Here is a 16,531-nt window from a genome sequence, read left to right on the forward strand (position 1 = left end):
GGAAAGAGCTAAGGTTCTGATTCCCTTAAAGGACAAAACGAAGGAGAATTCCTAAAAATAAAGTTGTATTCATCTAGGAAAATTAATATGCTCTGAACTAAGAGGTAAGATATTTGCCAACCTTCTTCATATTTTTTGTAGCTGGAGTTAAATACAAAATATTACAGAAGTAGAGACAATATTGATAATTAGATTTAGCCCACTGGTGCGTTGTAACTAGTCTAATAGTAATCTTTCTCGAAGCTCACTGTATTATCGAAAAGAATTGCGCATGCTAATGCATTCATTGCTTATTCTTTAGTTTATTGAATATAATGATCCTATTTCTAAAATAGAAGGATGATAGGATCAATTACTTGTCACTTTAAATTTAATTAAAAAACAATTGTACTAACAGCATGTAGATAATTGTTCCACCTGCTATGGAGAGAAGCATTTGTCTCTTCCATATGTGAAGGATTATTACTACTCCTACTGAAATTAATTCTGGAGCACCATGATTGCCGGATAATAAGTTCAGATCCTTAAAACAGTAAATAACTAAAAGACTTATGACAGCTGAAGGTAGTACCTTACCGAGATACTGGACATATTGCGGAGTAGGTTTATCTGATGGGAACACTAAGAAGGGAAGGAACCTTGTAATCATTGTGCCTAAAACCACTATACCAACTGTTATAACTTGTTGCAGTAAACTCATTGTCACACGGAAACCTCCTCTATGTTCTCTATTGTTTTTTTTAGGATAGTAAGTACTAATAAAATCATAATCATTGCAGGAATTATGAAATTGTTTCCACCAAAAATAATTAGGCTAAATATCGATAATCCCAGTCCTACAAGAGCGCTATAATGCTTTTTCTCCCTCATCCATTGTTCAACAAAAATCACAACGAAAAGTGCTGTCATAACGAAATCTAGTCCTTTTGTATTGAAGTGTACAAGGGAACCAAAAATACCACCAATTGCGGCTCCTATACCCCAATACAAATGATTAAGCAGTGTCACGAAGAACATAAACCAACCCTTATCAACACCTTTTGGAATATCAACAGTAGAATTAATAGAAAAAGATTCATCACATAGTCCAAAAATAAGATAAAACTTTTTCTTACCAGTTCCTTTATACTTATCTAGCATAGAAATACCATAAAATAAATGCCGTGCATTCACCATTAAAGTAAGAAAAAGTGCATGAATTGGATTAAAAGCAACCAGTAATAAATTAGCTGCAATAAATTCCATTGATCCAGCGAATATGATTAAACTCATTAGAATTGGATATATTGCACTGAAACCCAGAGAGTTCATGTAGATTCCATAAGCAATTCCTAAAAATACAAAACCAGCAAAAATAGGTATTGTATAAGGGAAAGCTGCACGGAATGCGATTCGTATTTGATTTCTATTTTTCATATTATTCACATCCTTAATCAAGAGCTTTATTGCATACAAATTTAACACATAAAATCCATACAATGAATAAGAAAATTGTATGGATTACAATTTTCTTTAGAGGAGTGTGTTATTCTAACTTTAAAATAATGCTGAGTTTATCTATAAAAATTTAATCGTAGAGGTGAAGCATGCCAGTAAATTCATTTGAAAATTACTCTATGTCTTGGAAACCTAATAAGGAACTATTAAAGCGTCCGTTTTATTCCTCTATTGCAGCACTACTTGAACATGATATTGTAAATGGTTTTTTAGCTCCAGGAACAAAATTGCCTCCACAACGAGAATTAGCGGATTTTTTAGATTTAAACTTTACAACAATTACCCGAGCTTACAAACTATGTGAAGTTAAAGGCCTAATTTACGCAATCACAGGGAGTGGAACTTTTGTAGCTCCTAATGCAACTCGTTCCATTACTATTTCTACAGAGGAAATCAGAAACTGCATTGATCTTGGATTAGTAGCATCATTTGAGCAAACTAATAGTATTGTCGCAGAGACTATTCAAAAGGTAGTAGATAAAAAGTATTTAGAGCAACTATTAAATTACAATGATCCAACTGGTCTTCCGCATCAAAAAACGGCAGGTCTCAATTGGATGAAGTCTTTTGGCATTAATGTGGATCAAGACCATATAGCAATAGTTTCGGGGTCACAAAATGCTTTAGCGATTACATTGACAGCGTTGTTTAAACCTGGAAACCGAATTGCAACTGATGTATACACCTATTCAAATTTTATCGAATTGGCAAAAATGCTACATATTCAATTAGTACCCATTCAAGGGGATGAATTTGGAATGCTCCCAAGTGAACTCGATAAGCAATGTAGTCAATTAGATATTCATGGTATTTTTTTAATGCCTTCTTGCTCTAATCCTACTACGATTATGATTGCAAATTTTCGAAAGAAAGAGTTAGCAGCAATTATTCGAAAGCATCAAATAATTTTGATTGAGGATGATATTCATGCATTTTTGACAGCAGGGGTTATTTCTGATTATGAGCAACCAATGTTTAATTTACTTCCAGAACAAAGTGTTTATATTAGTGGAACTTCTAAGTGTATTTGTTCAGGATTAAGGGTTGCTTATATGGTATTCGGGGATGCCTTACGTAAGGATATTTTAAAGGCTATATTTAATGTCAATGTTAAAACATCTTCTTTAGACGTAGAGGTGATAACAGAGCTAGTGTTATCAGGAAAAGCACATGAAATTGTTAAGCAGAAGAAACTTTTAGCGGAGTCTGCAAACGAAATTTATTCAGGATATTTTTCTTCCAACAAGCCTGTAGGGCATCCTTTTAGTTTTTACCGTTGGCTACCTATTCAAAATCATTATGATGCATTTCAATTAGAAACAGATTTGGAGAGGCACGGCATTCGGGTTTTTCATTCCGAGCGCTTTATTACCGCACAAACCATGCCTAATCAGTATTTACGAGTTGCTCTATCCTCTACAAACTCATTAGAAGAGTTGAAAATAGGGCTAGAAATACTAAAACAATATTTCGGCTAGTTTAAAAAGAATACAGCAGACATTTACTTAAAATAAAGGAAAATGCTATTTAACAGTAAAAATGTAGTAAAAACTCTTCTATAGGCAAGAAGAGTTTTTTTAGTCTATAGTGTTCTGGGGGGATTAGTATTTTTATCATTAAAAACAATAAATAAATATATATAAATATAATGTATTTGTGTTATTATGATTACGTTGGAAAATAAAGTATATTTTCATTCGTAAAAATAATTGGGAGAAGAAGGGGAAATAGCATGAAAATGAAAAAAATGATTTTAACAGGTGTAGTACTTGCAGCAACAACTTTAACATCTTTATCAAATGTACAGGCAGATACAACATTTAAAGATGTTCCAGCAAATCACTGGTCTACAAAAGCAATTTATGATTTAACAAATCGTAAAGTAGTGCAAGGGTACGGAAATAATATCTTTGGCTTTGGTGACAATGTAACCCGTGGGCAAGTTGCTCGAATGATTTATATGTACCTAAAACCAGCAGATGCAGATGCTAGCTTCAAAAATCCTTTTACTGATATTAAAGGACATTTGTTTGAGAAAGAAATCTTAGCACTTGCTAAAGCAGGATTTGTAAATGGATTTGGTGATGGGAAGTATGGTCCAGATGATATTTTAACTCGTGAACAAATGGCACAAGCACTTACAAATGCTTTTAAATTTAAGGCAACGAAAACAACAAAATTTGCAGATGTTGATAAAAATTCTTGGTCTTACGGTGCAATTAGTGCATTAGAGGAAAATGGGGTTACAATTGGTACAGGAGATAATATGTATTCTCCAAAAATGTTTGTAACACGTGAAGCGTATAGTCAGTTCTTATATAACTCTATTAATGCAGTTGAAAAAGAAACAAAACCAGAGCCAAAACCAGAGCCAAAACCAGAGCCAAAACCAGAGCCAAAACCAGGGGTAACGCCAATAGGTATTCCCAATGCGTTAGTAACAGATGATTTTTTCTTTGATAGATATTCAATTGAAATTTCATCTGTAAGAGAGCAATCTATTTCTAAACAAGGTCAAAATCTTGTTACTGAAGTAAATAAGAAATATAATGCGAATTTCAGATATAGATATGTAGCATCAGAAATTGATCTATATACTCCTAATTTGCCAAGAATGATTGACTCTCATGGTTCATTTTCGTTTGTTGGGAAGGATGAAGATAACTTCTATTTCATGTTTGTCGTTGACAAATCAACTGTTGAGCTAGCGAAAAACTGGATGCATATGATAAATCCGAATTTCACTCTTGATAAAGAGATTGATAGATTAGTAAATCCAAATCCAGAATTTAAAAAAGAAATTGATAGTTTTGTAAAAAATGATAAGGATTATATCAATCGTTTTGAAAAAGATAATCATAGCGTAGAATTAAATGTAAGTCCTCTACAGTGGGTAAAACCTGGGGAGTCTGTAGTTACTCTACATCCAGATTACTATGTATTAGGAATTTCTGTACAAGGAAAGTAATATTTAAGTAGTGTATTGATTTTCGTACAGTGAAGGATAGACAATATTAGGGCTTATTGATTTTTTGAAAAAGACCTACTGTTATTGAAGTGCACCCCAATTGTTAGACACATAATTGGGGTGCATTTTTTTTATTTGCTTTAACTGTATAGATTTTTTAAACAATAGATACATTTCTTCTGCTTTAAAGATGGAGCACTCTCTTTTTCTCGTCAGCGTTTGAACCAACAATTAAAACATCTTAATTCCTTTAGCAAGGCTTGTAAAATTCCAAAAGTTCAACAGGAATATTATTTTTGTATGCTATACATGCTTTTGTATCACCACGCTGAATGGTCTTTTGGTCAATTAACAAAAGCGCAGCAAACGTATTTGCTTCTATCTCTAATTTATCAACGGAAAAGAATGTATTCTTACGCAGAAAAGGTGTATTTGCATGAGTATGTAGAACCGCGTGTCCTAATTCATGGGCACAAACAGTTCTCTGCATAGATGGAGATAAATTAGTATTAATAACAATGAAACGATTTCTTTTTTCATATTTATAAAAACCATTTATTTCTTCATGTAAATCCCATGTTAGTACATGTATTTTTAAGTAATCTGCAAGCTCATAGGGGTTTTTCGTGTTGTATTTGGTGCAAAGTTGTTGGACTAGATCTCTAATGACGAATTTCAATGTTTTCCCTCCTAAGCTTGCATCAGTTATCGTCTGGATTACGATATTTCTTAGGCACGTATTTTTTATTGATTACTTTTGTTTGTTTTACAATGTACTCCATCGCATCTAATAATGACTCTACCGCTTCTTGACTCATAGGTTCACCAGAGAACATTAAGCCATCTTCGCCTTGTAGATCTTTCTTTATTTCTTCCATTCTTTTTGCTATATCTTTCTCATCTTTTGGCGTTACTTGTTCGTTTGGTTCGCCTGTAACAGATCGACCAAGTAAATAGTCAGCTGAAACTGAAAAGCAATCAGCTAATTTAGTTAAAACATCATGTGGAGGGAACCTCTCTTCTGATTCGTAGTAACCTATCATTCTTTGGGATACGCCGATTTTTTCTGCCAGTTGTTTTTGAGTTAAATTCTCTTTTTTTCGTAAGGATTTTATTCTAAGTCCTATCACATCGTTCACCTCTCTAATTGAACTAATTGTTCTCTTTGAATTCATTTTAGCACAAAAAGTTCTTTTATGCATTGACAAAGAACAATTAGTTCTTTAATCTGTATTTAGAACTAATTGTTCTTATGGAGGTGTGATAATGGGAAATAAAATGTACGATCCGAAAAAAAACTTATATAAAGAAATTGCTAGCTATTGCGGAGTAACTGAACGCTATATTCGAATGATTGATCAAAAAGAAAGAACGCCATCAATGGAGACAGCTAGGAAGATTGCACAGTTTTTTGATAAGAGTGTAGATGATATTTTTTTTAGTAATAAATCGAACTTTAAGTTCTTTTTAACCGCACTTTGGTTTAAAAAGTGTGGAAAGTAGATTTTGTCATGGAGAAGTTAAGAGTTGCAATAAGTAAGTAAAAAAGGTTTGAAAATATGAGAGGTAGATAATATGGGGATTTTCCGAGTAAAAAAAGATAATAATTATTCCGTTATTAATAATACCGGTCTAAAGGATAAGAGGCTTTCTTGGAAGGCCAAAGGAATATTAGCTTACATACTTACACTTCCAGATGATTGGGTGTTTTATAGAGAAGAATTATCGCAACATGCAAAAGACGGTATTAATAGCTTAAGAGCTGGAATGCAGGAATTAAAAGAGTACGGATATATTAGAAGATTTCCGGTTAGAGATGAAAAAAACAAAATTGTTAGATGGGAGACAATTATTTACGAAATCCCAGTGGATGATTATCCACCAGTGGAAAACCCACCTGCTGGAAAACCTGTTGCTGGTAACCTACCGGTGGATAATCACAAGCTACTAAATACTAATATACAAAGTACGAAAGAACTAAATACTGATATACAAAATATAAATCATATTCATGATAATAAACAAAGTTTACTCTCAAAAAAATTAACAAATGAAGATTTTAAAATAAGTCATCAATTTTTGATGAAGAATAGAATTTCATTAAGTGAAATAGCAATTATAGAGCTTGGTGCATTTTGTGAATCATTAGGTAGTGAACTAATTGGGGAAGCAGTAAATAGATCAATTGATGAAAATGTACCAAAGTGGAGATATGTACGTGGGATTCTTAAAAATTGGGAAGCCAAAAAGGTAAAAACACTCAAGGATGTAGCTATGCTAGATGCACAGTTTGATCTTGGTAAGAATAAAAAACAATTTGGGTCAGGGAATACCAATCGAAATGAAATGGTACTAGAATGGTTACATGAAAAAGAAGATATTCCAGAAGAGCAGCCTATAAAAAATAATGAGTTAACTATTGAAGAAGAGCGTGAGAGATTAAAAACTTTATTAAAAAAATATAAATCATAATTAATATTTATAAATTTTATTAAATTGATAATGAGGTTAGCTTATCTTTGGTGATAAAAATAAAAGCAGCATTTAAATAAAGAAAAGTAGGGGGATTATTATATGTTTGACTGGCTCAAAGATTATCAGAAACTAGAAGAAGAAATTGCATATTTAGAATATAACTTAGACAAATCAAAAGCAGAATTAAAGCGCTGGACTAGTGGGGACTTGCAAAATATACGATTAACTGCTGAATCGGAAGGGGCTAAAGTAGAAGATCGGATTGAAGCTATTGAATATGAATTAGGACATAAGATGAATGAAGTATTTGATTTAAAGATTTTAATTAATAAGTTTACAGGATTAGATCATCAAATACTCAAAATGAAGTATATTGATGGAATGACCTTAGAACAAATAGCGTTTGACTTGCATTATAGTACAGGCTATATCCGACGCAAACATGCTGAAATAAGAAAGATTGTCAAGTTTGTAGATGGGTTTTAATGTTACCTTTTTGTAGGATACATGCAGTGTACAGAAAGTATTGAAAAAGTGATTTATAGTAGTAATATAAGATTTCGACGAAAGGGCAACTATTTTTATGGTTGCTCTTTTTGTTGTGAAAGAAGGTGAGCAACATGAAGTAATTTTAAAAAAATTTTTCATTTAAGTGTTAGATGTAATTAGTAGATTAAGAGTTCTATAGAAAAAATAATAGGAAAATAAGGAGAGATTTAGTAATGAGTATATTAGCTGCTTCAGTTAAAACAAAGAATCTGCCACAACAAGTGTTACGTTGGCAATCAATGGTAGAAAGTGAATGTTCAGCACAAGGTGTGTTTGAATTAGTTCCCTATGTACTTGGGATTATTATGGTGGAGAGTGGAGGGAATTCTGAAACGACACCTGATATTATGCAGTCCAGTGAATCACAAGGTTGGGCGATGAATACAATTAAAAATCCTAAAGATTCAATTTATTACGGAGTAAAGCATTTAAAGGGTGCTTTTGATGATGCGAAGAAAAATGGTATTACAGATTTAAGTGCCATTGTTCAATCATATAATTTTGGACGAGCTTACCTTCGTTGGTTAGCATCTAATAATAAACAACATTCATTACCGGTGGCAGATTTGTATTCTAAAACAGTTGTTGCGCCATCACTTGGTAATACAACTGGTGCTATGGTCAAGTATAGTCAACCTATTGCCGTTGCCTATAATGGTGGTTACCGATATAAAAATGGAGGGAATTTCTTCTACTCTGAAATTGTTAAGCAATATGTAGATTTTGATGGAGGGAATGGTGGCGGTGATAATAAGCCATTACAACCAAAAGGACTAGGAATTGCAACGTCTAAATACCCAGAAGGATCGGGTATCAATTTATATAGTGGCCCTGGAAAAGATGCTTGGTTCACGGGTAATGTTATTAATACAAAAATGCCATATTTAATTATAGATGCTGCTTGGTATGGTGGGAATGAAAATATGCTTTGCTTAGGTTGGGAAGCATGGGCGAAAGAAGAACACTTTGAAGTAGAGTGGTTCCATGCTTATTCAAAATATCCAGCAGGTTATGGTATTAACACATATGATGGTCCAAATGGAAATTATAAAGGAAATGTAGATGGATCTTATCCATATGGCGTTTTTGCGAGAAAAGATGGTTATATCGATATTGGACAAAATACATGGGTAAAAGAAGAACATTTTAATGTAAGATAATAACAAAGGATCTCTTTTTCTTTGATTATAAATATTAAATTTAAACATTAAGAAAATATGTTATAAAAGGTACTTTTTTAAGTGCCTTTTTATATTACTTATAAATAGAAAGGAAGATTATTATGGCAAAATTTATTTATCCAACAGATACAACGAGAGTAACAAGTGGTTTTAGGGGGAGCAGACCAGATCATCATGGGATAGACCTTGCTGAATCGGGCTATCATCCAATTTATGCAGCGGCTAGCGGACGAGTTAGTCGTTCTTATGTTTCATCCAGTTATGGTGAATGTATTATGATTGTGCACACTATTGATGGGATTACATGGGAAACGGTATATGCCCATATGCGTAGTGGTTCTCGAACAGTAAAAGAAGGTGATTATGTTACACAAGGACAAACTATTGGGATTATGGGGAACACAGGTGATTCTAGTGGTCAACACTTGCATTTTGAATTGCATAAAGGGTCTTGGAACGTTAATAAGAGTAATGCTGTGAATCCATTAGATTACTTAGGAAAAGGGGACGGTGGTGGTACAACTGATCCTTCTAATAAACCACTACAACCAAAAGGACTAGGAATTGCAACGTCTAAATACCCAGAAGGATCGGGTATCAATTTATATAGTGGCCCTGGAAAAGATGCTTGGTTCACGGGTAATGTTATTAATACCAAAATGCCATATTTAATTATAGATGCTGCTTGGTATGGTGGAAATGAAAACATGTTGTGCCTAGGTTGGGAAGCATGGGCGAAAGAAGAGCACTTTGAAGTAGAGTGGTTCCATGCTTATTCAAAATATCCAGCAGGTTATGGTATTAACACATATGATGGTCCAAATGGAAATTATAAAGGAAATGTAGATGGATCTTATCCATATGGCGTTTTTGCGAGAAAAGATGGTTATATCGATATTGGACAAAATACATGGGTACAAGAAGAGCATTTTAATGTAAGATAATATCTTTAAATCTGCACGTATTAAGTAGAATGAAAAAACTTGTTATCATACCTCTTGAGATGAGAGTAATATCTGTAAAATGCTGGGCGGAATATAGAGTTTAATTTTTGAAAGAGCAACTGATGTAAAAGGTTGCTCTTTTTCCTTTTTGAATATGAGGATCATAACCCATTATATAAAATGCGGCATGTATGAGCATTTAATTTCTAGATGGACTTAATAATTCAATGGAATTTTACATGATAAAAAATAAAAGAAAAAGGAGATGTTCAGTAATGGAAATTAGAAGAAAATTAGTGGATCCAAGTAAATATGGTATAAAGTGTCCCAATACAATGACACCAGAATTCATTACAGTACATAATACGTACAATGATGCATCAGCAGAAAATGAGATATCGTATATGATTGGAAATAATAATTCAGTGTCGTTTCACGTTGCAGTAGACGACAAAGAAGCAGTGCAAGGTATTCCGTTTGATCGTAATGCTTGGCATGCCGGTGATGGTAACGGGGATGGTAATCGTAAATCTATCGGGGTTGAAATTTGTTACTCTTTAAGCGGTGGAGATAGATATTATAAAGCAGAAGATAATGCAGCAATTGTTATTGCTCAGCTAATGAAACAATTCAATATAACGATTAGTAACGTACGTACACATAAATCGTGGAGTGGAAAGCATTGCCCACACCGAATGCTCGATGAAGGAAGATTGGATCAATTCATTGAGAAGATAAACAAAGCATTTAACAAAGATAATAATAAACCACTACAACCAAAAGGACTAGGAATTGCAACGTCTAAATACCCAGAAGGATCGGGTATCAATTTATATAGTGGCCCTGGAAAAGATGCTTGGTTCACAGGTAATGTTATTAATACAAAAATGCCATATTTAATTATAGATGCTGCTTGGTATGGTGGAAATGAAAACATGTTGTGCCTAGGTTGGGAAGCATGGGCGAAAGAAGAACATTTTGAAGTAGAGTGGTTCCATGCTTACTCAAAATATCCAGCAGGTTATGGTATTAACACATATGATAGCCCGAATGGAAAGTATAAAGGAAACGTAGATGGATCTTATCCATATGGAATTTTTGCAAGAAAAGATGGTTATATTGACATTGGACAAAACACATGGGTAAAAGAAGAACATTTTAACATACGATGAGAATAAAGAGCTACTCTATGAGTGGCTTTTTATTTTTAATCAAGTAAGAAGTGGGAAAGAGGTGGTAAAATGGATAGTTTACAAGAGGTGAAGGGTGATGTTCAGGAAATAAGGCAAGATATTAAGGATATACGATTAGAGATTAGAAGTTTAGAAATGCGGACGACAGGTAATGAAAAGGATATTATTAATATCAATAAGCAATTAGACAAAATCAGTGCTAATACAACTTGGATTCTACGCCTTATTATTGGTGGACTAATTGGAGCTGCTCTTACCTTCTTTTTGAAAGGGGGAGGTATGTAATGATTGAAATTACGGCAATGATTGGGGTTGTTGTAGGAATTTCACAAATTGCAAAAACAACTGGACTGCAAACAAAATATATTCCGTTATTTAATTTAACACTTGGCATTACGCTAGGTGTTTTATTTTTGTCTCAAGATATTAAAGTGAATTTATTTCAAGGAATGATTATCGGATTGTCAGCTAGTGGATTATTTGACCATACAAAAATTATAAAAAAGGATGCCATTAGAAAATGAAAAAGAAATACAAGCATGTTTTATCCATAGTGGTTGCTATTATTTTAGTGTTATCAATTGAAACAAATGTATTTGCTGATAGAATTCTATTTATTCCTGATTTACCAAAACAACCATACCGTTATGGTGTTGGAGCTTATGAAGGTGTTGTGGCACATTCTACAGCTACCCCAGAGGCGCCAGCAATTAATATTCAAAAATATGAGTCTCGCACATGGCGTTCAGCGTTTGTTCACTACGCAGTGGATTGGAATGAAAAAATTCAAATTGCATCTACAAAACATCAGGCATGGGGGGCAGGTCCCGCAGCAAATGCTAGATTTGTTCATGTTGAATTGTGTGAGACAAGTGATCCATTAAAATTTAAGCGTTCATATGAAAAATATATAGAATTAATTGGGGAAATCTTGCGAGAACGAAATATTCATCCCTCTAAAGGATTATGGACCCATAGGGATATTACTTATAAATTAGGCGGGACAGACCATGAAGATCCACTGGATTATCTTCGTAGTCATGGCGTATCTGAGGCTAAGTTCCGAGCAGACGTGTTAAAGGTTTATAATGGGAGCACGGTTACAGTGGATACCAAACCACAAAAAACAGATGAAATACCTGGTACAGTAGAGTCGAATGGTATTGCATATATTGAAGAATACAATGTAAATCTCCGCTCTGGACCATCAACAGAAAATAGTGTTATTCGTAAGCTACAAAAAGGTGAGGCTTATAAAGTATGGAATAAATTAGGGAACTGGTTACATTTTGGTGGTAACCAATGGATTTATTATGATTCTTCATATATTCGTTGCCAAGGCAATGAACCTGCTACAGTAATTGGTAAAAGAGTTATTTCAAAAGTAAATAATTTACGTTTCTATGATTCTCCATCTTGGCAAGATAAAGATGTTGCCGGTACTGTAGATATGGGTTTAGGATTCATTATTGATACAAAGGTAATTGTAAATAATTCACCACAATATAGAGTGCACAATAGTAAAGGTAAAACATATTATATAACAGCAAACGAAGCCTATGTGTATGTGAAGTGAAAGAGAGGATCTGCTCTAGTATGGGGCGATCCTCTTTTTTTTATTTATTATTTTAGCCAAGAAGACTCCTTCCTCAAGGAGCGTGAAGGGTCACAGCCCAGTGAGTAGGTGGGAGATGAATTGGCTTCGAACAAGGGATGGCAGGAAGCCATCTTAATTGTTCGACATACAGAAAGTGTTACTCGACTACCTATCGAATGTACGTTTGGTGTATAATAGTCATATACCGAAATGGAGGTGAATCAAATAATCATGAATAAAGCCTATAAGTTTCGTATCTATCCAAATCAGGCACAAGCAATTCTAATCATCAAAACGATTGGATGTTCTCGCTTTGTATTCAATTATTTCCTATCCTTATGGAATCAAGCATACAAAGAGACAGGAAAAGGCTTGACCTATGGTACATGCTCTGCCAAACTACCTGCCATGAAGAAAGAGCTTGTTTGGCTAAAAGAAGTGGATAGTATTGCGATTCAGTCGTCTGTTCGCAACCTTGCGGATGCTTATACACGCTTTTTCAAAAAACAAAACAGCGCACCGCGCTTTAAATCTAAGAAGAACAACGTACAATCTTATACTACAAAACAAACAAATGAAAACATTGCCGTTGTAGGGAACAAAATAAAGTTGCCGAAACTAGGTCTTGTTCGATTTGCCAAAAGTCGCGAAGTAGAGGGGCGTATTGTAAATGCTACGGTTAGACGGAACCTTTCTGGTAGATATTTTGTGTCACTATTAGTTGAAACAGAAGTACAAGAACTTCCGAAAACAAGTTCTTACATTGGAATAGATGTAGGACTAAAAGATTTCGCTATTTTGTCAGATGGAACCCACTATGAAAATCCGAAGTTTTTCCGATCATTAGAAGATAAGTTGGCGAAAGCACAGCGTGTGCTTTCTAGAAGAATGAAAGGATCTTCTCGCTGGAATAAACAACGAGTAAAGGTAGCTAGAATTCATGAATACATATCCAATGCTAGAAAAGATTACTTGGACAAAATTTCAATTGAAATCATCAAAAACCACGATGTTATCGGTATAGAGGATTTGCAAGTATCGAATATGTTAAAGAATTATAAGTTAGCAAAAGCAATTAGTGAGGTATCTTGGTCGCAATTTCGATCCATGTTAGAATACAAAGCAAAATGGTATGGCAAACAAGTCATTGTCGTATCGAAAACATTTGCTTCCAGCCAAATATGTTCTTGTTGTGGGTATCAAAATAAAGACGTTAAAAATCTCAACCTACGTGAATGGGACTGTTCTTCTTGTCAAACACATCATGATAGAGATATTAACGCAAGTATCAATCTAAAGAATGAAGCGATAAGGCTTCTAACCGCAAGGACTGCGGGGTTAGCCTAATCAATTAGAGTTCGATAGAACTCTTTACTTAGGAATCCCTCACTTCTAAACGAAGTGAAAGTGGGGGTAGTTCAATATGTATAAATTAGGTTTAATGGTGAAAAGAAGAGTCTATGAATGATTTTGGTTTGGAAAAATATTCTTGATAGGAAAATATTATAGTGTTATATTTTAATTTAATGATACAATATTTAAACATCGTTTTTGACATGATATAGATTTACTTAAAGATGTCGATTTTGGAAAAACAGAAGGTAAGGTATTAGGTAAAGAGACATGTTGTTTATAATGAACGTTAATCCTGTATTATAATTTAGGAGAAATATATTAAGTAAGGAGTTTTTTTATGCTGAAATGCGCTAAGTGGATTGCCATGTTTGTGATTTTTATCTGTAGTATTTTAACTATCGACGCTCTTGTTGGTAGCAAAAAAGGTATAAAAACCATTACAGCAGCAGTTGAGGAATTCACTGCGGATAAAAAAAATATAGGAAATCAAAAAGAAGTAAAGCAAGGAGCCGAAACAAGTGATTATAAACATTTAGACAAGCAGCATTATGCATGGGTAATGGATGATTATTTAAAGGACCTATCTGATGTGGCGACCCGATTTAGAATTTTAGAGGCTGATGCAGAAATTAAGGGTACTATAAACAAATCGTGGGTTTCAGAAGTAGGCGATGTTTTCTATAAAATGTCTTATCTCATCTCAAGTGTACGATATGTAGAACCCCCAACAGAATTAAAGGGTCTACATTCATCTATTTTAAAGGCGATGGATAACTTGCAATTTGTTATAGACAACTATGGAGATGCTGCGAGCCAAACAGATTTAGCGAAATTAGACAAATGTTTAAAATCGTTAAGAATTGCTAGGGATACAATAGAAGAGGCGCGTAGTGAATTATCCACTTACGAATAATTATCATAAAAACCAATTAGTATTACATAACATCCTCAGAAGTATATATGAAGTTTAGCGTTTTCTTTGTAGTTAAGGGAACAGTAATCTCAAAGGTTTCAATTCTAATGTTTGGTACATGCAAGAGGATAGTAAGGAATGGAAGGTAGGAAAGATCAACGCTGTTGAGTACATGGATAAGGCTGGCATGAAGAAAGCGATATTTTACAAGAGAATGAGGGAATACGAGGAATTTAAATCATTAAGATTATATAAATAGATTTTATAATTTTGTTGTTTGAAAATGCAACCACAGTCAGTAGAGAGGATATAGTCGTCTGTGTAGCAACGGAACCAAAACTTACGTTAAGTATTAGCGGACATAAAAGACCGATTTTGAATGTTTTGATGTCCGCTAATGCTTATAGCGTGATTTGGTTCTATTGCTATACAAAGGCCATCATCACCATACTGAATAAAGTGAACAAAATATAAATTTGATTCATAAGTAAGAGGAAGGCACCTTAGGGTGTCTTTTCTTTTGTCCATTACTCATTGATTTTTTATGTTCATTTGTTATAATTATTACTACAGTAGTATTACAGTAATATCTTGGGTATATAATAAAAGAAGAGATACTCGATACATCTCTTCAGGTAACTGTTGCCGTAAGGCGGGTAGTTACTAAATAAAGTTATCTTCTTTTTCTAGAACTTCCCTTTTGCTTCCGACGGCGTAGGGAGGTTCTTTGACGTTTTTTGCTAATATTACTCACCAGTTTGTTTCCATAACCGGTAACAAGAATTATCAAAAATACTTTCAGCAAATCCTGTAGCAAAGACAGTAAATATTCCATCATAGGAGTCACCTCCTTTCCCTCTACATAAAAAAAGAGAAAGGACAGCAACCAACCACCCTACGTCATAAAGTTAAATCTATTCTATCATACTAGTACAATCTCACCAATATAAACAAGACCACCATTATTGATAGTCTTTTTAGGTAGATTTAGAACAATTAATTCCAACATGTTTATAGCATGATTAATATATAATGATTTCGCCTTATGACCTCTATCATAAACTATTACATGGTATATATTTTTTGTACCACGCTTTATTAATGCATTTAACCTTCGTAGGTGTTGAAGGTTTAGAACTATCCTTTAGTATAGTCATATCATTAGAACATCCTGCGGTATTTAGACAGAATGCAACTAATAAACATGATAGTAATAATTTATTCACATAATCACTTCTAATTCTTTATTAGTTAACATTTTTTCATGAAATACGTTTTTTACTAATTTTACATTACATTAAAGTTCAGAAAATATTCTTCTACTCATAAATTGTTACATTTGATCTAGGGGAACTCTGTTAATAATAAAAGTCGTTCTAGTCGAAGAAAGGCATCCTATTACTGATAAAGGTAAAACTGTTAGTTATCTAATTCTCCCAGTCATTATGTATTTGATGTATGTAACAAAGGAACTAATAGCAGAAAATGAACTGAAAGGCACATAAATAGGGATAATCTAGAAATAGATCTTCTGGTTATTTATTATACTATAGTTTTTCTACAAAAAAAGATATGTGCAGAGACTAGATTATTAATATTACAATGTAGGGGGCTGGGGAGGGAGTTAAAACAGGGTGATAAAAAAAGAGTTTTTGAAAATATACATGTGACAATTTAGAGTATCATAGGTGTACTAATATTGTTTTTGTATATTAAGTTAAAATACTATAATAAATCTTCCTTCTTTAATTTATAAAGAAATTTCGTCTTCATTAGCTGATAATGTAGGGCCAATCCATATGGAAAACATGTTCAAACCTTTACCTGAACATGGCCATGTTTAAAAAATTGATATAAA

Annotated in this window: 18 protein-coding genes; 13 read left to right on the plus strand and 5 right to left on the minus strand. The window is 33.5% G+C overall.

The window, feature by feature from the left end:
* Window positions 1-370: 370 nt before the first annotated feature.
* Window positions 371-706, minus strand: a complete 336-nt coding sequence (locus AC0ONG_RS28080) for a branched-chain amino acid transporter permease (protein WP_000178819.1) — start codon at window positions 704-706, stop codon at window positions 371-373.
* Window positions 703-1,416, minus strand: coding sequence for an azaleucine resistance protein AzlC (gene azlC / locus AC0ONG_RS28085; RefSeq protein ID WP_098438003.1), 714 nt, complete (start codon window positions 1,414-1,416; stop codon window positions 703-705). The genes AC0ONG_RS28080 and azlC overlap by 4 nt, the downstream gene beginning before the upstream one ends.
* A 170-nt stretch (window positions 1,417-1,586) precedes the next feature.
* Between azlC and AC0ONG_RS28090 the strand changes: the two genes are divergently transcribed.
* Both AC0ONG_RS28090 and AC0ONG_RS28095 read left to right on the plus strand, forming a co-directional pair.
* Window positions 1,587-2,975 (plus strand): aminotransferase-like domain-containing protein, encoded by a 1,389-nt coding sequence (locus AC0ONG_RS28090; protein WP_061667960.1) that lies wholly within the window; start codon window positions 1,587-1,589, stop codon window positions 2,973-2,975.
* Window positions 2,976-3,229: 254 nt separating this feature from the next.
* Window positions 3,230-4,465 (plus strand): S-layer homology domain-containing protein, encoded by a 1,236-nt coding sequence (locus AC0ONG_RS28095; protein ID WP_474204982.1) that lies wholly within the window; start codon window positions 3,230-3,232, stop codon window positions 4,463-4,465.
* A 250-nt stretch (window positions 4,466-4,715) separates the two neighbouring features.
* Here AC0ONG_RS28095 and AC0ONG_RS28100 read toward each other — a convergent pair whose 3' ends face one another.
* Together AC0ONG_RS28100 and AC0ONG_RS28105 are read right to left on the minus strand one after the other, a co-directional pair.
* On the minus strand, window positions 4,716-5,144 hold the full coding sequence (locus tag AC0ONG_RS28100; RefSeq protein ID WP_000673778.1) for an ImmA/IrrE family metallo-endopeptidase: 429 nt from the start codon (window positions 5,142-5,144) through the stop codon (window positions 4,716-4,718).
* 22 nt (window positions 5,145-5,166) lie between these two features.
* On the minus strand, window positions 5,167-5,595 hold the full coding sequence (locus AC0ONG_RS28105) for a helix-turn-helix domain-containing protein (protein WP_000579788.1): 429 nt from the start codon (window positions 5,593-5,595) through the stop codon (window positions 5,167-5,169).
* Window positions 5,596-5,731: 136 nt separating this feature from the next.
* Between AC0ONG_RS28105 and AC0ONG_RS28110 the strand changes: the two genes are divergently transcribed.
* From AC0ONG_RS28110 to AC0ONG_RS28160, 11 genes are all read left to right on the plus strand, one after another.
* Window positions 5,732-5,968, plus strand: a complete 237-nt coding sequence (locus AC0ONG_RS28110; protein WP_000527101.1) for a helix-turn-helix transcriptional regulator — start codon at window positions 5,732-5,734, stop codon at window positions 5,966-5,968.
* Between the two features lie 72 nt (window positions 5,969-6,040).
* Window positions 6,041-6,937, plus strand: coding sequence for a DnaD domain protein (locus AC0ONG_RS28115; protein ID WP_474204986.1), 897 nt, complete (start codon window positions 6,041-6,043; stop codon window positions 6,935-6,937).
* Window positions 6,938-7,039: 102 nt separating this feature from the next.
* Window positions 7,040-7,426, plus strand: coding sequence for a hypothetical protein (locus AC0ONG_RS28120; RefSeq protein ID WP_000460733.1), 387 nt, complete (start codon window positions 7,040-7,042; stop codon window positions 7,424-7,426).
* 236 nt (window positions 7,427-7,662) lie between these two features.
* On the plus strand, window positions 7,663-8,649 hold the full coding sequence (locus AC0ONG_RS28125) for a lysozyme family protein (RefSeq protein WP_144514408.1): 987 nt from the start codon (window positions 7,663-7,665) through the stop codon (window positions 8,647-8,649).
* A 122-nt stretch (window positions 8,650-8,771) separates the two neighbouring features.
* Entirely contained in the window at window positions 8,772-9,614 is an 843-nt protein-coding gene (locus AC0ONG_RS28130; protein ID WP_144514407.1) for a M23 family metallopeptidase, read from the plus strand.
* 275 nt (window positions 9,615-9,889) lie between these two features.
* The gene (locus AC0ONG_RS28135; RefSeq protein ID WP_144514406.1) at window positions 9,890-10,786 is read left to right on the plus strand and encodes a peptidoglycan recognition protein family protein; all 897 of its coding nucleotides are present in this window, start codon (window positions 9,890-9,892) and stop codon (window positions 10,784-10,786) included.
* 69 nt (window positions 10,787-10,855) lie between these two features.
* Window positions 10,856-11,092: a hemolysin XhlA family protein gene (locus AC0ONG_RS28140; RefSeq protein ID WP_000377825.1), complete on the plus strand. Its 237-nt coding sequence runs from the start codon at window positions 10,856-10,858 to the stop codon at window positions 11,090-11,092.
* Complete coding sequence (locus tag AC0ONG_RS28145) at window positions 11,092-11,331, plus strand: holin (protein WP_098438179.1); 240 nt, start codon at window positions 11,092-11,094, stop codon at window positions 11,329-11,331. The genes AC0ONG_RS28140 and AC0ONG_RS28145 overlap by 1 nt, the downstream gene beginning before the upstream one ends.
* Window positions 11,328-12,383, plus strand: coding sequence for an N-acetylmuramoyl-L-alanine amidase (locus tag AC0ONG_RS28150; protein WP_098438180.1), 1,056 nt, complete (start codon window positions 11,328-11,330; stop codon window positions 12,381-12,383). The genes AC0ONG_RS28145 and AC0ONG_RS28150 overlap by 4 nt, the downstream gene beginning before the upstream one ends.
* A gap of 231 nt (window positions 12,384-12,614) precedes the next feature.
* A complete protein-coding gene (gene tnpB, locus AC0ONG_RS28155; protein ID WP_474204991.1) occupies window positions 12,615-13,751 on the plus strand; it encodes an IS200/IS605 family element RNA-guided endonuclease TnpB in 1,137 nt (378 codons plus the stop codon).
* Window positions 13,752-14,097: 346 nt separating this feature from the next.
* Complete coding sequence (locus tag AC0ONG_RS28160) at window positions 14,098-14,673, plus strand: hypothetical protein (protein WP_474204993.1); 576 nt, start codon at window positions 14,098-14,100, stop codon at window positions 14,671-14,673.
* A gap of 673 nt (window positions 14,674-15,346) precedes the next feature.
* Here AC0ONG_RS28160 and AC0ONG_RS28165 read toward each other — a convergent pair.
* Window positions 15,347-15,511, minus strand: coding sequence for a hypothetical protein (locus AC0ONG_RS28165; protein WP_176546534.1), 165 nt, complete (start codon window positions 15,509-15,511; stop codon window positions 15,347-15,349).
* Window positions 15,512-16,531 lie beyond the last annotated feature (1,020 nt).

It is taken from the genome of Bacillus sp. TCT6, from assembly GCF_056033845.1.

Bases quoted from the DNA above. Each gene is read 5' to 3' on its own strand.
- azlC (WP_098438003.1), bottom strand. From the start codon at position 1,416: ATGAAAAATAGAAATCAAATACGAATCGCATTCCGTGCAGCTTTCCCT.
- AC0ONG_RS28090 (WP_061667960.1), top strand. From the start codon at position 1,587: ATGCCAGTAAATTCATTTGAAAATTACTCTATGTCTTGGAAACCTAAT.
- AC0ONG_RS28095 (WP_474204982.1), top strand. From the start codon at position 3,230: ATGAAAATGAAAAAAATGATTTTAACAGGTGTAGTACTTGCAGCAACA.
- AC0ONG_RS28110 (WP_000527101.1), top strand. From the start codon at position 5,732: ATGGGAAATAAAATGTACGATCCGAAAAAAAACTTATATAAAGAAATT.
- AC0ONG_RS28115 (WP_474204986.1), top strand. From the start codon at position 6,041: ATGGGGATTTTCCGAGTAAAAAAAGATAATAATTATTCCGTTATTAAT.
- AC0ONG_RS28120 (WP_000460733.1), top strand. From the start codon at position 7,040: ATGTTTGACTGGCTCAAAGATTATCAGAAACTAGAAGAAGAAATTGCA.
- AC0ONG_RS28125 (WP_144514408.1), top strand. From the start codon at position 7,663: ATGAGTATATTAGCTGCTTCAGTTAAAACAAAGAATCTGCCACAACAA.
- AC0ONG_RS28130 (WP_144514407.1), top strand. From the start codon at position 8,772: ATGGCAAAATTTATTTATCCAACAGATACAACGAGAGTAACAAGTGGT.
- AC0ONG_RS28135 (WP_144514406.1), top strand. From the start codon at position 9,890: ATGGAAATTAGAAGAAAATTAGTGGATCCAAGTAAATATGGTATAAAG.
- AC0ONG_RS28140 (WP_000377825.1), top strand. From the start codon at position 10,856: ATGGATAGTTTACAAGAGGTGAAGGGTGATGTTCAGGAAATAAGGCAA.
- AC0ONG_RS28145 (WP_098438179.1), top strand. From the start codon at position 11,092: ATGATTGAAATTACGGCAATGATTGGGGTTGTTGTAGGAATTTCACAA.
- AC0ONG_RS28150 (WP_098438180.1), top strand. From the start codon at position 11,328: ATGAAAAAGAAATACAAGCATGTTTTATCCATAGTGGTTGCTATTATT.
- tnpB (WP_474204991.1), top strand. From the start codon at position 12,615: ATGGAGGTGAATCAAATAATCATGAATAAAGCCTATAAGTTTCGTATC.
- AC0ONG_RS28160 (WP_474204993.1), top strand. From the start codon at position 14,098: ATGCTGAAATGCGCTAAGTGGATTGCCATGTTTGTGATTTTTATCTGT.
- AC0ONG_RS28165 (WP_176546534.1), bottom strand. From the start codon at position 15,511: ATGATGGAATATTTACTGTCTTTGCTACAGGATTTGCTGAAAGTATTT.